Origin of the sequence: Klebsiella sp. 18074 (assembly GCF_902705905.1) — a bacterium.
Taxonomy (GTDB): Bacteria; Pseudomonadota; Gammaproteobacteria; order Enterobacterales; family Enterobacteriaceae; genus Klebsiella; species Klebsiella terrigena.
In genome coordinates this window covers 73,283-87,446 of the sequence record NZ_CACSIS010000014.1, presented here as the reverse complement: position 1 = coordinate 87,446, position 14,164 = coordinate 73,283, and the positions used below count along the sequence as shown (strand labels likewise).

Here is a 14,164-nt window from a genome sequence, read left to right as displayed (position 1 = left end):
TGTTTTAAGCCCTCGTTTATCGGGGGCTTTTTTCTTTTCGCGGCGCATAGCGGGAGATAAACCGCGCAATCGCCGGGCCGGTCAATAAGATGGTGAACAGGCGCAGGGTCTGCATCGCCATGATAAACGACATGTCGGCGCGCGTTCCCGCCGCAATAATCGCCACCGTATCCAGGCCGCCGGGGCTGGTCGCCAGATAGGCGGTCATAAAATCGAGCGGCAGCACCTGCGTCAGGCCAAACGCCATCAGCGCGCAGAGCAAAATCAGGCCGATGATGGAGGCGAGAATCTGCGGCAGGGTCTTCAGCGCCAGCAGAAAAATCGCCCGATTAAATTTTAAACCAACGCTCCAGCCAACGGCGGCATAAGCCAGCGCCAGCAGCCATTCCGGCAGCTCCAGCATCAGCCAGCCCTCTCCCTGCACCAGCGCCCCCGCCAGCATCGGCAGCAGCATCACGCCGGAAGGAAAGCGCATGCGCAGGCCCAGCCAGCCCGCGACGGCGGTCAGCAGCAGCGTCAACGGCAGCTGCCCGCTGATGGCGGGAAACCAGACGATCTGCTGGTTCATCTCCTGCGCCTCGCCGCCAGGAGCAAAGCGCACCACCAGTGCCGCCGCGCCGGCGACGAACAGCACCCGCAGATACTGCATTAAGGCCACCAGCCGCACGTCGGCGCCGTAATCCTGCGCCATGACCACCATCGCCGAAGCGCCTCCCGGCGAGCTGCCCCACGCGCCGGTTGCCCCGGGTAGCGAGCTGTAGCGCACCAGCAGCCACCCGGCCAGCGCGCTGAAGGCCAGCGTAGCGAACAGAATAAACAGCACCAGCGGCCAGTGGCCGAGCAGCACGCTAAAAATTGAGGGAGTGAGGGTTTGGGCAATCATGCAGCCAATAATGGCCTGAGCGGCGATAAAAAAGGGTCGAGGTACGCTGATAGTCGCACCGCGTAGGCTGAAGGTGATGCCGGCGATCATCGGGCCGAGCAGCAGCGCCGCGGGCAGATGCAGCCAGAACAGCACAAACGACAGCGCGGCGGAGAGGGTCAGGAGTTTCAGCCACGACAGCAGCGGGCCAGGCGACATTACCATCTCAATTCCTGGAAAATAAGTTTGCAACACGTTGGCCGACGGTCGATGCCGCCGGCCAACGATGCGACGCTATTCTTCACCCTTCTTCTGGCTGAGGCCGTACTCGCGCAGCTTATTGGCAATCGCGGTATGGGAAACCCCCAGACGCTTCGCCAGCTTACGGGTGCTCGGGAAGCTGCGGTAAAGCTGGGTCAGAACGGAACGCTCGAAGCGACGAGTAATATCGTCCAGCGAACCTTCCATCGCCTCTTCGCCTACCGGCAGCGAAGCGACGTCGCTATCCGGCAGCAGGATATCCTGAGGCCGCATTTCGTAGCCATCAAGCTGCGTCAGCGCACGATAAACCGCGTTCTTCAGCTGGCGAACGTTGCCAGGCCAGCTATAGCGGGTCAGCACCGTACTGAGATCGGCGGAAAGCTTTGGCCGCGGGATCCCCTGCTCGTCGGCAAAACGGGCGACGAACAGCTCGGTCAGCGGAATGATATCCTGCGGGCAGTCGCGCAGCGGCGGTAAATGCAGGGTCAGGACGTTGAGGCGGTAGTAAAGATCTTCGCGGAACAGCCCCTTCTGCACCATCTCCACGAGGTTTTTCTGGGTGGCGCAAATCACCCGTACGTCAACGTGAACCTCGTGATCTTCCCCCACCCGGCGGAAGGTACCGTCGTTGAGGAAACGCAGCAGCTTCGTTTGCATGCGCGGCGACATTTCGCCGATCTCATCCAGCAGCACCGAGCCGCCGTTAGCCTGCTCAAAGAAGCCTTTTTTACCCTGAATGGCATCGCCAAACAGCTCGCTTTCCACCGCGTCTTCCGGGATAGAACCGCAGTTCAGCGCCAGATAGGGCTTGCTCGCCCGCGGGCTGGCGAGGTGGCAGGCGTGCGCCAGCAGATCTTTCCCGGTACCGGTATCGCCGACGATCAGCAGCGGCGCGCTGAGCATCGCCAGCTTGCGGGCCTGCTCAACCACGTGGCGCATTTTCGGGCCGACGGCGAGAATTTGGCTAAACGCGCTGGTATCCTGGGTCGTCATGGTCTGCAGTTGACGCCCCATACGCACGGTGGAACGCAGCATTGCCACCGCCCCGGTAAGCACGCGTTCGCCGTACTCGCCTTCGAGATAGACCGGCGTAATCTCCAGCACAAAGTTCTGTCCGCCAATCACCACATGCTCGCTGTGCGACTCCAGCGGGCTGCTTTCCAGCCAGCGCTGGATGTTAAAATCGGTAATCAGCTGGGCCACCGGATGATTGCGTAGCCGCTCCTGGCTTTGCGCAAACAGCTGGCAGCTGGCCGGGTTTGCCAGTTCAACTTTTCCTTTGGTGTCCAGCGAGAGCACCGGTTCCGGCATCGCCACCAGCAGCGCCGACAGCGCAAGATGCTCACGCTCAGAGGGCATCCACGGCACGGTACGCACGTCGGTAACCCCGGCGATACGGCGGATTTCCGCCATCAGGCTGCTAAAGTTAGCGAACTCCAGCTCGGCAAAATTGAGGTAGATCCGGCCAATAGGGTCGATGTCGATACCGCGGAGGTCGATCCCTCGCAGCACCAGCAAATCGAGCAATTCACGGGTCAGACCAAGACGGTCCTCACAAAAGACTTCAAGACGCATAGGAGTTTTCACCCTAAAAAGGCCAATGACGGATGAATAATAGGACAGTTATTTGCTGGCGTGAAGATAGCTGTCAACAAATATTGACAGTATGGCGGAAAAATGGCCGCTGTGGCGTAAAGGCGAGCGAAGAAAAGCGAGAATGCGCCGCTGGCCGCCGGGGAGCGACGGCCAGATCGGCTAAGAAGGTTATTCCGGGCGGGCTTTGCTTTTTTGCAGCGTCTCTTTCAGCTGGCCGATCAGCTCGCGGCGGAAATCCCCCAGTCGCGGCTTATCGTCAGCGATCCACGGCAGCGGGCGACACAGCTCCATCGCTTTGATTCCCAGCCGCGCGGTGAGCAGCCCGGCGCCAATGCCCTGCGCCGCGCGGGCCGATAGCCTGGCCGCCAGATCCTGCGACATCCAGTCCATTCCGACCTCCCGCACCAGCTCGCTGGCGCCGGCGAAGGCGATATTCAGCAGCACCAGACGGAACAGACGCAGGCGGCTGTAGTAGCCCAGCTCGATGCCGTACAGCGTGGCAATCCGGTTAATCAGGCGTAAATTACGCCAGGCGATAAACGCCATATCCACCAGCGCCAGCGGGCTGACGGCGATCATCAGCGTCGATTCCGCCGCCGAGCGGCTGATTTCGCGCCGTGCCTGGGCATCCAGCACCGGCTGAACCAGCTGGGCATACAGGCTTACGACTTCACGATCGCTTTGCGTTTCGTGGATCGCGGCATACCAGCGCTGGAGAGCCGGGTGCGCCTGATCGAGCCCCGCCTGCTGCGCAAGCTTTTCGCAAAACGCCCGCCCTTTTCCTACCGCATGGCTGTGCATCAGATCGCGGGCCTCGTCGCGCTCGTGGGCGCGCTGGCGCAGCCGCCACAGGCGCCGCCATTCAGTGGCAACGGAACCGACGCCCGCCCCAACGATCAGCGCCCCGGCCGCGCAGCCGCCGAGCGCAATCCAGTCCTGCGTCTGCCATGCGGTCATCGTCCACTGCACGCCCTGCGCCACCACGCTGACGCCAAATATCGCCAGCCCGGCGCTGACCATTCGCCGCCACAGGCTGCGCTTCGGCCGCAGAACCGACTCTACCACCGCTTCCGCCGTGCCCTCTTCGTCTTCTGTCAGCAGGTCAACCCGCGCCGGGGCGAACTTTTCTGCGTCAGCGCCGGCAAAGGCGCGGGCAGACTTTAGCGCCTCGCCAGGCTCCGCCTGCAGCGGTCCGTTGAAATCAACGCGCGGTTTTAACGGTTCGCTCATCGCAATTTATCTCCAATCAAAAACTCAAGCGCCGCGTCCAGGCGAATATGCGGCAGCGGCTTATCGACATCCATTACCCGCGGGCGGAAATTCTCAAACTGAAAGCCCTGCTGCTGCCAAAACGCCTGGCCCGGCAGGCGCGACGGCACTTCGCCGGGATAGATGGTCAGCGGCTGGCCATCGCTCAGCCGATCGCCGCGCAGCGCGGGAATGTTCTCACCGTTGACCGCAATCAGCCCGCCCTGGGTGGCCTGAATCGACGCCAGCCCCAGGCAGTCCATGCTAATCCCTTCGAAGGCCGCATTTTGCCACGCGTCCTGAATCAGCTGCTGCAGCAGCGACACCATGTTGGCATGCTGATCGACGGTCACGTGATCGGCCTTGGTCGCCGCAAACAGCAGCTTATCAATCACCGGGGAGAACAGGCGGCGGAACAGCGTCCGCTGGCCGTAGTGAAAGCTTTGCATCAGCTGGGTCAGCGCGAGGCGCATATCGTTGAAGGCCTGCGGCCCGCTATTCAGCGGCTGCAGGCAGTCCACCAGCACAATCTGGCGGTCAAAGCGCAGAAAATGGTCCTTGTAGAAGCCCTTAACCACCTTCTCGCAGTAATATCTGAAGCGCTCGCGCAGCATCCCGGCGTTAGTGTGCTTGTCCGCCTGAGCCAGCCGGGCTTCGCCGACGGCGTCCACGTCCGGCCAGGGGAAGAACTGCAGCGCCGGCGCGCCGGCCATATCGCCGGGCAGCACGAAGCGCCCCGGCTGAATAAAGTGCAGCCCTTCGCGCTTACAGGCGTGCAGATAGTCGGTCCAGGCGGCGGCAATCTCCGCCAGCCGGTTTTCATCGGCCGGTGCCAGCGGATCCAACCCTTCGCACAGCTGGCGCCAGCGCGCCGACCACTCCGCGCGCTGGCCCTGCAGCAGCCCGGTCATTTGCCGCGACCAGCCGAGGTAGTCCTGCGCCAGCATGGGTAAATCCAGCAGCCATTCGCCGGGATAATCGACGATTTCCAGATACAGCGTGGAGGTGTCCTTGAAGTGGCGCAGCAGCGATTCGCCGGAGCGGTAGCGCAGCGCCAGGCGGATCTCGCTGACGCCGCGGGTCGGCGTCGGCCACATCGGTGGCGAGCCGTAGAGCTGAGCCAGCCCTTCATCATAGGTAAAACGCGGAATGCCGAAGTCGCGCTGCGGGACGCGCTTGACGCCCAGCAGGCGCTCTTCCCTGACCGCGCTGAGCAGCGGCAGGCGCGCGCCGGAGTGGATATTCAGCAGCTGGTTGACCAGCGCGGTGATAAATGCGGTCTTGCCGCTGCGGCTAAGGCCGGTAACGGCCAGACGCAGGTGCCGGTCAACGCCACGGTTGACCAGCGCATTGAATTCAGTTTTAAGTCGCTTCATTGCCATCCCATGCTATCCGTAATATTTCAGGCTAGTGCTTTGAAGAAAGTGCTTTAATCATAAGCCATTAGGTGGGGATAAGCCGAGAAGTTATAACGTGCGGCACTACGATCCCCGCCCACTACTTCATGTTGCGAGTTAAGCGATTTGCCAGGCGGCTGAGCAGCGGCTCGAGAGCAACCGCCAGCAGCATTTTCACCGGCCGACGCGCAACCGACTTGATTGCCCAGCCGGCAACGCCCGCCGGGCCATAGCGCAACGCGGTCAGCAGCACCAGTCGGCCGGCGATTTTCAGCCCGGGTTTCATTTTTTGTCCTGCCTGCTGCCATTTGATGTTCATAGGTGACCTCAGTTTAAGCTACAGCTGACGAAAGCGGCTGCGCAGGGTAAAGGTGTCGGAGGTGACGTAGCGCTCCATTTCCCGCAGGCGCCGTTCGCTGGCCGCCAGCTCGCGATCCGCCTCGGCGAGCAGCTCGCCGCTGGCCGGCACTTTCTCGCCGTTCAGCTCGTTTTCCGGTATCGGATCGAGGGCGAACGTCAGGATAACGTATGCCACCACCACAAAGAAAAAGAGACCAAAAATCATCGCCAGAACGGTTATCAAACGCACCAGCTTCACCGGCACATCAAGGTAGTGCGCGATCCCGGCGCAAACGCCCTTCACCATACCGCGCTGGGGAATTCGCCACAGTTTTTTACTCAAATCGAGTCCGGCCATTATTTGTCCCTCCAGTTTGGATGCTCGGCATCAAGAATGTCTTCCAGCGTCTGAATCCGTTCGCGCATGCGTTTCGCATCATCGGTCAGCTGCAGCAGGCGCTGCTGTTCATTCTGTGACAGGCTGCCGCTGGCAGAGCGATTGTTGTAGTGCAGCCAGAGCCACACCGGCAAAACGAACAGCACAAATAACGTCAGGGGTATGGCAATAAAAAGCGTACTCATGTGTACTCCTTACAGTGAGTGAGCGGCGGCGCGACGCTTGATCCTTCAGGCTGGCGGCATCGCCTGCCCCGGTCTTTCGACTGGCAGCGCGGCCTGAAGGATTTTGCGAATGTCATCAGTTATTTTGATTCATTTTGCTTTTCAACGCCGCCAGCTGTTCGCTGATTTCGTCGTCGGCCTTCAGGTCAGCAAACTGCTGGTCCAGCGATTTCTGCTTGCCGAAGCCGTGGCTTTCCGCTTCCGCTTCCATCTGATCGATGCGGCGTTCGAAGGATTCAAAACGCGCCATCGCTTCATCAATTTTACCGCTGTCCAACTGACGACGCACGTCGCGGGACGAGCTGGCCGCCTGGTGACGTAGGGTCAGAGCCTGCTGACGAGCGCGCGTTTCGCTGAGCTTGTTCTCCAGCTCGCCGATCTCTTTTTTCATCCGCGCCAGGGTTTCATCAACCAGCTGCGCCTCATTTTCCAGGCTGCCGATAAGGTCGGTGAGCTTCTGTTTTTCCATCAGCGCGGCGCGGGCGAGATCGTCTTTATCTTTGCGCAACGCCAGCTCGGCTTTTTCCTGCCATTCGGCCTGCTGCGCGAGCGCCTGCTCAATGCGGCGACTCAGCTGTTTCTTTTCAGCCAGCGCGCGTGCCGAAGTCGAGCGGACTTCAACCAGCGTATCCTCCATCTCCTGGATCATCAGGCGAACCAGCTTCTGCGGGTCCTCCGCTTTCTCCAGCAGAGAGTTAATGTTGGCGTTCACGATGTCGGCAAAACGAGAAAAAATACCCATAATTTCAATCCTCATAGTTCTGTTATCAGGCAACGGCCTGTGCAGAGACTAATACAAATAGCGTGCCAGTTTTTTATCTTGTTGATTTTAAAAGGCATGGTTGTGATATGCGCAACGGGTTGCTAAAGTAACGTGGTGAATCACACGACTAAATGGCGAATTTCATCATGGCGGAATACAAGGACAACCTGCTCGGCGAAGCCAACAGCTTTCTTGAGGTGCTGGAGCAGGTCTCACGGCTGGCGCCGCTGGATAAGCCGGTGCTGGTGATTGGCGAACGCGGGACGGGTAAAGAGCTTATCGCTAACCGTCTGCACTTTCTCTCATCCCGCTGGCAGGGGCCGTTTATCTCCCTCAACTGCGCCGCGCTGAATGAGAACCTGCTGGATTCCGAGCTATTTGGCCACGAAGCCGGCGCCTTTACCGGCGCCAGCAAGCGCCATCCGGGACGCTTTGAACGCGCCGACGGCGGGACCCTCTTTCTTGATGAGCTGGCAACCGCCCCGATGCTGGTACAGGAAAAGCTGCTGCGGGTAATTGAGTACGGGGAGCTGGAGCGCGTGGGCGGCAGCCAGCCGCTGCAGGTCAACGTGCGGTTAGTGTGCGCCACCAACGCCGATCTGCCGCAGATGGTGGAAAGCGGCCACTTCCGCGCCGATCTCCTCGACCGCCTGGCCTTCGACGTGGTGCAGCTGCCGCCGCTGCGCCAAAGGCAGAGCGACATTATGCTGCTGGCAAACCAGTTCGCCATTCAGATGTGCCGCGAGCTGGGGCTGCCGCTGTTCCCCGGCTTTAGCGAGCGGGCAACCGCAACGCTGCTGGGCTACCGCTGGCCGGGCAATATCCGCGAGCTGAAAAACGTGGTGGAGCGCTCGGTTTATCGCCACGGCACCAGCGACAGCGAGCTGGATAACATTATTATCAATCCCTTTCAGCCGCAGCAGCCTCTGCCAGCCGTCGCGGAGCAAACCCCGGACGGCCCCGCGCTGCCGCTGGATCTGCGCGCTTTTCAGCAGGAGCAGGAGAAAAGCCTGCTGCAGTCCAGCCTGCTGCAGGCAAAGTACAATCAGAAGCAGGCGGCGGATCTGCTAGGACTCACCTACCACCAGCTGCGGGCGCTGCTCAAAAAACATCAGCTCTGAAGCGTTCGCGGCAGCATCAGCGCGCTGACCGCCGTCGACCCCAGGCACAGCGCCGCATTGAACCACAGCGCGTACTGCGCGGCGCTGGCCATGCCGAGGGGCAGAAACAGCGCGAAAAGTGACGCCGTCACGGCTATACCCATCGCGCCGCCCAGCGAGCTGCCCATTTTGTAAATACCGGAGGCCACCCCGACTTTGTTCTCCGGCGCATTAACCACCGCGGTGTCCGTCGACGGCGTCGCGTAGCAGCCCAGCCCGAGGCCAAACAGCACGTTGCTAAAAAAGACGGTCACGATATAGAGCGATTTATCGAGAAAGGTGCAGGAGATAAGCAGGATCCCAACGGCGGTGAAAATGGGGCCGGTCATCATCGGCAGCCGCGCACCGTAGCGCTGCAGCAGCTTCTCCCCGACGCGAATCATCACCAGCACGGTAACCAGATAGCCCAGCGTCATCATTCCGGTCTCCAGCGGGGTCATGTTGTGGCCCTTCTGGAGCCAGATGCTGGTAATCATCATGGTGCCGATAGCGCCGTTGAGCATAAAGTTCGACAGCACCGCCGCCCCGTAGGCCCGATTGCGAAACAGCGCAAAATCGATCAGCGCCGCGTCGCCCTTACGCCGTCCGCTGAGGATAAAATAGCCACCCGAGAGCAGCGAACCGGCCAGCAGCGCCAGCGACAGCCCGCTGCTCCAGCCCCAGCTATGCCCTTTGCTGATAAACAAATTCAGCAGCACCAGCGAGACAATCAGCGTCAACAGGCCGCTGACATCCAGCTTCTGCCGCTCCGCGCTTTGGCTGCGGCTTTCCGGCGTACCGCGGAGCAGCAGCAGAGCCGCCAGCGCCACGACGATGGAAAAGACGAAAATCCAGCGCCAGCCAAGACCGGTGGCAATCGCGCCGCCCACGAATGAACACAGGCCGCTGCCGCCCCAGGAGCCAATCACCCAGAAGCTCACCGCCCGCTGGCGCGCCTTACCTTCGTACCAGGTTTTAATCAACGCCAGGGTCGCCGGCATGATGCAGGCCGCCGATAGCCCCTGCAGCACGCGGCCCGTCAGAAACAGCCCCGGCCCCTGAGCCACCACCAGCAGCGCGCTGCCGACAATACTCAGCCCCAGCCCCAGATGGGTCATGCGCATCCGGCCAAATTTATCCGCCAGCCCGCCGCTGGCCACCACAAAACAGCCGCTGAACAGCGCGCTGAGGCTGACCGCCAGAGTCAGAGTTTCGAGGGAAATGTCGAGACTGCTTTTCATCGCCGGAACGACGTTAATCACCGACTGGGCAAACAGCCAGAACGTCAGCACGCTGAGTACGATACCCGCCAGCAGGCGATCGGTACCGACGAACGACGTGGCGCTCAAAGATACGGAACTCATAATTGGGATCTCCCGTCGCAGGTGATTAACGCAGATACTCTTCCGTCAGGCCGCACCACAGCGCCGCGCCCGGGAGAAGGATCTCGTCGTTGAAGTCGTAGCCGGGGTTATGCACCATGCAGCGTTCCGCCTCATCCCCGGCGCCGATGGTGAAGTAGCAGCCGTGCGGATTGTGCTCGAGCATAAAGGCAAAATCCTCGCTGCCCATAAACGGCTTCACCTCCCCGACCAGCCCGGCGCCGAACAGCGACGTCGCCACCGCCCGAACTCTCTCATTAGCGGCAGGATCGTTTCTGAGCACCGGACTGCCGTTGACGTGGGTCAGCGTGGCGGTAGCATTGAAGCTTTCCGCCTGCGCGACGGCAATATCGTGGATCCGCTGCAGCACGGTTTCACGCACCTCTTCATTCAGCGTGCGTACCGTCAGCTTCATCAGCACCTTGTCGTTGATAATATTCGGCGCATGCCCGGCCTGAATGCTGCCGACGGTCACCACCGCCGGCTCAAACGGCGTGACGTTGCGCGACACGATGGACTGCAGCGCCAGCGTGATGTGGCAGGCCACCAGCGTCGCATCGACGGTATGCTCCGGCACCGCGCCGTGGCCGCCAACGCCTTTTACCTCAATATGCAGCGTGTCAGAAGAGGCCATCATCGCGCCGTCGCGCAGGCCGATTTTCCCCAACGTCTGCCCCGGCATGTTGTGCAGGCCAAAAATGGTGTCGCAGGGAAACTTATCGAACAGCCCGTCCTCAACCATGACCCGACCGCCGTACAGCAGCTCCTCCGCCGGCTGGAAAATCAGGTGCAGCGTGCCGTTGAACCGACGGGTGCGCGCCAGATACTCGGCGGCGTAGAGTAAGGTGGTGGTGTGCCCGTCATGCCCGCAGCCATGAAAGCGGCCGTCGACCTGGCTGGCCCACGCTTTCCCGCTGGCCTCCTGCATCGGCAGCGCGTCCATATCCGCCCGCAGGCCAAGGCGGCGCTCGCCGTTGCCGACTTTTAGCGTACCGACCACGCCGGTCCCGGCCAGGCCGCGGTGCACCTCATAGCCCCACTGGCCAAGCAGCCGGGCGACCTCATCGCTGGTTTTATGCTCTTCAAAACCGATTTCCGGCTGCTGATGAAAGCGACGACGGAGGGCAATAAACTGCGCTTCATTAACCTGTAGTGCTTCAATAAGGGGATGTGTCATTTTTATTATTCCTGTTGTGTTTGCGCGACACTTTCGAGTTTATGCTGCCGGACCGGCTTTAATACGCCGTTTTTTGTTTTATATTGACGGGATATTGAGAAGTGTTTTTCATATAAATCGGTTATGACAAAAAATAACACGCTGTTTTTTGTCTTTGCCAGGAGACGACGGTGGAACATCATTCAGGCGACTTTAGCGTCGCGGTTCGCGATATTCGTCAGCTCAGCCAGCCGGAGGGCGACGCGCTGACGCTGCTGTGGACGCTGCAGGGCAGCGTCAGCCTGCATGACGGCGAGGGGCATCAACGGCTGGATGCCGATCGGCTGAAAATAGTGAACCGCAACCGCCCCTGGAGTCTGAGCAGCCGGGAGCCCAACGCGGTGATGGTTCTGACGCTCTCCGGCAGCTGGCTGACGCGCCTCGACGGTGATTTTTTTACCTTCGACTATCAAACTTCCCTCGATACCCGCGATGCCGACGATAGCCTGCGCCGCCTGATGCGCCAGCTGCTGGTGATCGAGCTGGTGAACCACCAGCCCCGCTATCGCCTTGAGGCCAACCGCTGGCTGAGCGAAATCGTCCTGCTGCTGGCCACCCGCTTTACGCAGCCGATCGCCGCCGGCACGAGGCGCGGGACGGAAAACTGGAGCCGGCGGATTGCCAGGGTCGTCGCGCGCATAGAGGCCAGCTACCGGCACCGGCTATCGCTGCACGAGGTCGCCGCCGCCGAGTTTGTCTCCGAAGCCTGGCTGTCACGTCTGTTTCACAAAGAGGTCGGCATGAGCTTTGTGCAGTACATCACCGCGCTGCGCCTGAACAAAGCCGCCGAGCAGCTTATCAATACCCGTAAAACGGTGCAGCAGGTCGCTCAGGAGCACGGTTTTGCCAGCACCCGTATGATGAGCGATCTGTTTAAACGCCAGCACGGCCTGACGCCGCGGCAGTATCGCCAGCAGCGCCCGCAGCCGACGGCGGATACAGCCCGCCCGCGCCCCGGAGCCGGCGACGACTGGCAGCCGGTGGCCGTCGAGCGGCTCTACGCCCGGTTAAATGAGCCGGAGATAAAAGGCTGGGACAGCCCGCCGCTGCTGCTCAATCCCCAGCAGACGCGCCAGATTGATATCCGCCAGTTTCCCGAGCGCACGGCGCCGCTGCGCCATACGCGGATGGTCGTCACCGTTCGCGAGCTCGACGATTTACTGCGCGAAGACGTGCGCCGCGAGCTCGAGCAGCTGCACGGCAGCCTGCCGATTTACGCCATCGATATTAACGACCCTTTTCTCAGCAGCCGGCTGTTCGGCACCGGCTGGGACGACCCGCAGATGGCGGGCTACGCCTGCTGGTATAATCTGCAGCGAATTTTCAACTGGCTGGCCAAAATGGGCTGGGGAGTGATTTTACATACCGGGCTGACCACCCGCTGCGACCTGCTCCAGCGCTTCTTACGCCTCGCCGCTAACCATTTCTCTCCCGCCACGCTCGCCAGCTGGCGCTTTGTCTGGCACTGGTCGCCCCAGGCCAGCGAAGAGGCGCGCCTGCACGCCTGGCGTCAGCAGCGTGAAACGCTACAGGCTTTACTGCCGCAGCCACAGCTGGGCGTCTGGCACCGCTTTAGCGAAGAGGCGATGAGCGACGATCCTTTTCTTGCTTCGCCGATCCTCGCCGAAGCCGATTTTCTCGCCTGCCAGGCTGACGCCAACGAGCTGCTGGATCTGGCGCAGCTGGATAGCAGCAGGCTGGCCTCCAGCGAGAGCTATCCGGTGCATAAGCTGCGGCAGATCCAGGCCGCCCTGCGCCAGCGCCAGCTCGCGCTTCCCCTGTGGCTGCTGTCGTGGAATACACTAACCGGCAACACCCGCGACACCAACGGCCGCTTCTTTCGCGGCGCGCTGCTGATGGATAATCTGCTGGGGCTGGCCGATCGGGTGTGGCTGGCGGGATTCTGGCTCAATTCAGGCCTACAGGGCGAGGCGCGCGCTAACGGCAGGCTGGACACCTCCAGCCTGGCTCTGCACTACCTTCACGGTCTGCCGCGTCCGGTGTACTGGGTTCTCTGGCTGTGGCGGCGCCTGCGCGGCGAAGTGCTGGTTACGGATAAAAACCTGCTGCTGCTGCGCCATAACGGGCACTATCAGCTGCTGCTGCGCAATACGGTCGTGTTCAACCCCTGGCTCTCCAGCGAGGAGACCTTTACCCAGCGCTTCAGCCAGCCCTACAGCATTCAGCTGCTTGGCCTGACCGGGCGCTGGCGGATTAAACAACATCTGTTCGACCAGCATCACGGGGCGCTGTTTCCGCTGTTTGAAGCATTTCGCAGCCGCAGCGGGCCGGATGACGAAGACTACGGCTGGCTGATGCACCAGGCGCGCCCGGCGCTGAGCGTCGCCGAGGAGAGCCCGCAGTCGGGCTGGCATCGCGTTGATTCTCTGCAAAGCAACGCGCTGGTGCTGTATGAATTCTCGCCGCTGAATGAAGAGCCTATCGGGTTTCCGCCTGCGGCTTCTGTTCCCTGATCCGGGCGGCGATTTTAATCCGGCTCTCTTCGCTGGCCGGATTGAAAACCATCATGTTCAGATCCGCGCGCCCCTCGACGCTAAAAGTCGAGAATTCCAGCTCAATCATCCCTATCTGCGGGTGGTGCATGCGCTTAAACCCTTCCCCGTGCCCGGCGACATCGTTACTCCGCCAGTAGGCGTCAAACTCCGGGCTTTGGCGGGAAAGTTCGGCAATTAGCCGATCGGTGTCTGGCGAAGCGCCCACCCGTGCGACGTCGGCGCGAAAGGCGCTGACGATAAGCCGGGCGACGGCATGCCACTCCTCCAGCGCGCCGCGGGCCTGAGGGTTGGTGAACAGCCGGCGCAGAATGTTACGCTCGGCCAGCGGCAGCTGCCCGTAGTCGGTCAGAATGCAGGCCGCAGCGTGGTTCCACGCAATAACGTCCCAGGTTGCCGTTTTGATAATCGCCGGCACCTGGAGGACATCAAGCACGCGCTGCAGGCGCGGAGTGATATCGTCGCTGACGGTTAGTCGGGACTCCGGCAAATGCCCGAACGCCAGGATAAACAGATGGTCGCGCTCCGGCGTCGTCAGCCTTAGCCCGCCGGCAATGCGGCTAAGCACCTCCCGGGAGGGCGCGCCTCCGCGCCCCTGCTCCAGCCAGGTGTACCAGGTCGGGCTGATACTGGCGAGCTGGGCAACCTCTTCCCGCCGCAGTCCGGGCGTGCGCCGTCTGCCGGCCTGAAAGCCAAACGCGGTCGGATCGAGGCGTAAACGTCGCGCCCGCAAAAATTCACCAAGAGCATGGGTTGAGGAGTCGGTCATCGTTAGCCTGTTAGTTCTTATACCCTAATAATGTCTCTACTTTTATAGTATCGCGTTA

The 14,164-nt window shown here is 61.3% G+C and carries 13 protein-coding genes; 2 read left to right on the top strand and 11 right to left on the bottom strand.

The features are described 5' to 3' along the window. Positions 1-16: 16 nt before the first annotated feature. The 8 genes from GVK32_RS15350 to pspA form a co-directional block, all read right to left on the bottom strand. Entirely contained in the window at positions 17-1,087 is a 1,071-nt protein-coding gene (locus GVK32_RS15350) for an AbrB family transcriptional regulator (protein WP_200842887.1), read from the bottom strand. A 69-nt stretch (positions 1,088-1,156) separates the two neighbouring features. Then, positions 1,157-2,698: a transcriptional regulator TyrR gene (tyrR, locus tag GVK32_RS15345; RefSeq protein WP_159869391.1), complete on the bottom strand. Its 1,542-nt coding sequence runs from the start codon at positions 2,696-2,698 to the stop codon at positions 1,157-1,159. A gap of 189 nt (positions 2,699-2,887) precedes the next feature. Further along, positions 2,888-3,949 (bottom strand): YcjF family protein, encoded by a 1,062-nt coding sequence (locus GVK32_RS15340; protein ID WP_128878355.1) that lies wholly within the window; start codon positions 3,947-3,949, stop codon positions 2,888-2,890. Beyond that, positions 3,946-5,343 carry a YcjX family protein gene (locus GVK32_RS15335; RefSeq protein ID WP_041147595.1) on the bottom strand — a complete coding sequence of 466 codons (1,398 nt, stop codon included), beginning with the start codon at positions 5,341-5,343 and terminating at the stop codon, positions 3,946-3,948. Before GVK32_RS15335 ends, GVK32_RS15340 begins: the two co-directional genes overlap by 4 nt. 121 nt (positions 5,344-5,464) lie before the next feature. Then, positions 5,465-5,683, bottom strand: a complete 219-nt coding sequence (gene pspD / locus GVK32_RS15330) for a phage shock protein PspD (protein WP_041145220.1) — start codon at positions 5,681-5,683, stop codon at positions 5,465-5,467. 18 nt (positions 5,684-5,701) lie between these two features. Further along, on the bottom strand, positions 5,702-6,061 hold the full coding sequence (gene pspC, locus GVK32_RS15325) for an envelope stress response membrane protein PspC (RefSeq protein ID WP_159869388.1): 360 nt from the start codon (positions 6,059-6,061) through the stop codon (positions 5,702-5,704). Then, positions 6,061-6,285: an envelope stress response membrane protein PspB gene (pspB, locus tag GVK32_RS15320; RefSeq protein WP_041145218.1), complete on the bottom strand. Its 225-nt coding sequence runs from the start codon at positions 6,283-6,285 to the stop codon at positions 6,061-6,063. The genes pspC and pspB overlap by 1 nt, the downstream gene beginning before the upstream one ends. A gap of 115 nt (positions 6,286-6,400) precedes the next feature. After that, positions 6,401-7,066 (bottom strand): phage shock protein PspA, encoded by a 666-nt coding sequence (gene pspA / locus GVK32_RS15315; RefSeq protein WP_041147594.1) that lies wholly within the window; start codon positions 7,064-7,066, stop codon positions 6,401-6,403. Between the two features lie 152 nt (positions 7,067-7,218). Here pspA and pspF point away from each other — a divergent pair, with 152 nt between their 5' ends. Next, positions 7,219-8,208: a phage shock protein operon transcriptional activator gene (pspF, locus tag GVK32_RS15310; RefSeq protein ID WP_200842886.1), complete on the top strand. Its 990-nt coding sequence runs from the start codon at positions 7,219-7,221 to the stop codon at positions 8,206-8,208. Here pspF and GVK32_RS15305 read toward each other — a convergent pair. Next, positions 8,199-9,590, bottom strand: coding sequence for an MFS transporter (locus tag GVK32_RS15305; RefSeq protein WP_159869382.1), 1,392 nt, complete (start codon positions 9,588-9,590; stop codon positions 8,199-8,201). The genes pspF and GVK32_RS15305 overlap by 10 nt on opposite strands. Before the next feature lie 25 nt (positions 9,591-9,615). After that, positions 9,616-10,785, bottom strand: coding sequence for a M20 aminoacylase family protein (locus GVK32_RS15300; protein ID WP_123707667.1), 1,170 nt, complete (start codon positions 10,783-10,785; stop codon positions 9,616-9,618). A 170-nt stretch (positions 10,786-10,955) separates the two neighbouring features. Between GVK32_RS15300 and GVK32_RS15295 the strand changes: the two genes are divergently transcribed. Next, positions 10,956-13,298 (top strand): helix-turn-helix domain-containing protein, encoded by a 2,343-nt coding sequence (locus GVK32_RS15295; protein ID WP_159869379.1) that lies wholly within the window; start codon positions 10,956-10,958, stop codon positions 13,296-13,298. On the opposite strand, the gene GVK32_RS15290 is transcribed toward GVK32_RS15295, so the two are convergent. Continuing rightward, positions 13,264-14,106 (bottom strand): helix-turn-helix transcriptional regulator, encoded by an 843-nt coding sequence (locus GVK32_RS15290; protein ID WP_159869376.1) that lies wholly within the window; start codon positions 14,104-14,106, stop codon positions 13,264-13,266. The genes GVK32_RS15295 and GVK32_RS15290 overlap by 35 nt on opposite strands. Positions 14,107-14,164: the final 58 nt, after the last annotated feature.

What these genes read in the sequence shown, in the direction of transcription:
- GVK32_RS15350 (WP_200842887.1), bottom strand. Translation starts at nt 1,087, where the DNA reads ATGGTAATGTCGCCTGGCCCGCTGCTGTCGTGGCTGAAACTCCTGACC.
- tyrR (WP_159869391.1), bottom strand. Translation starts at nt 2,698, where the DNA reads ATGCGTCTTGAAGTCTTTTGTGAGGACCGTCTTGGTCTGACCCGTGAA.
- GVK32_RS15340 (WP_128878355.1), bottom strand. Translation starts at nt 3,949, where the DNA reads ATGAGCGAACCGTTAAAACCGCGCGTTGATTTCAACGGACCGCTGCAG.
- GVK32_RS15335 (WP_041147595.1), bottom strand. Translation starts at nt 5,343, where the DNA reads ATGAAGCGACTTAAAACTGAATTCAATGCGCTGGTCAACCGTGGCGTT.
- pspD (WP_041145220.1), bottom strand. Translation starts at nt 5,683, where the DNA reads ATGAACATCAAATGGCAGCAGGCAGGACAAAAAATGAAACCCGGGCTG.
- pspC (WP_159869388.1), bottom strand. Translation starts at nt 6,061, where the DNA reads ATGGCCGGACTCGATTTGAGTAAAAAACTGTGGCGAATTCCCCAGCGC.
- pspB (WP_041145218.1), bottom strand. Translation starts at nt 6,285, where the DNA reads ATGAGTACGCTTTTTATTGCCATACCCCTGACGTTATTTGTGCTGTTC.
- pspA (WP_041147594.1), bottom strand. Translation starts at nt 7,066, where the DNA reads ATGGGTATTTTTTCTCGTTTTGCCGACATCGTGAACGCCAACATTAAC.
- pspF (WP_200842886.1), top strand. Translation starts at nt 7,219, where the DNA reads ATGGCGAATTTCATCATGGCGGAATACAAGGACAACCTGCTCGGCGAA.
- GVK32_RS15305 (WP_159869382.1), bottom strand. Translation starts at nt 9,590, where the DNA reads ATGAGTTCCGTATCTTTGAGCGCCACGTCGTTCGTCGGTACCGATCGC.
- GVK32_RS15300 (WP_123707667.1), bottom strand. Translation starts at nt 10,785, where the DNA reads ATGACACATCCCCTTATTGAAGCACTACAGGTTAATGAAGCGCAGTTT.
- GVK32_RS15290 (WP_159869376.1), bottom strand. Translation starts at nt 14,106, where the DNA reads ATGACCGACTCCTCAACCCATGCTCTTGGTGAATTTTTGCGGGCGCGA.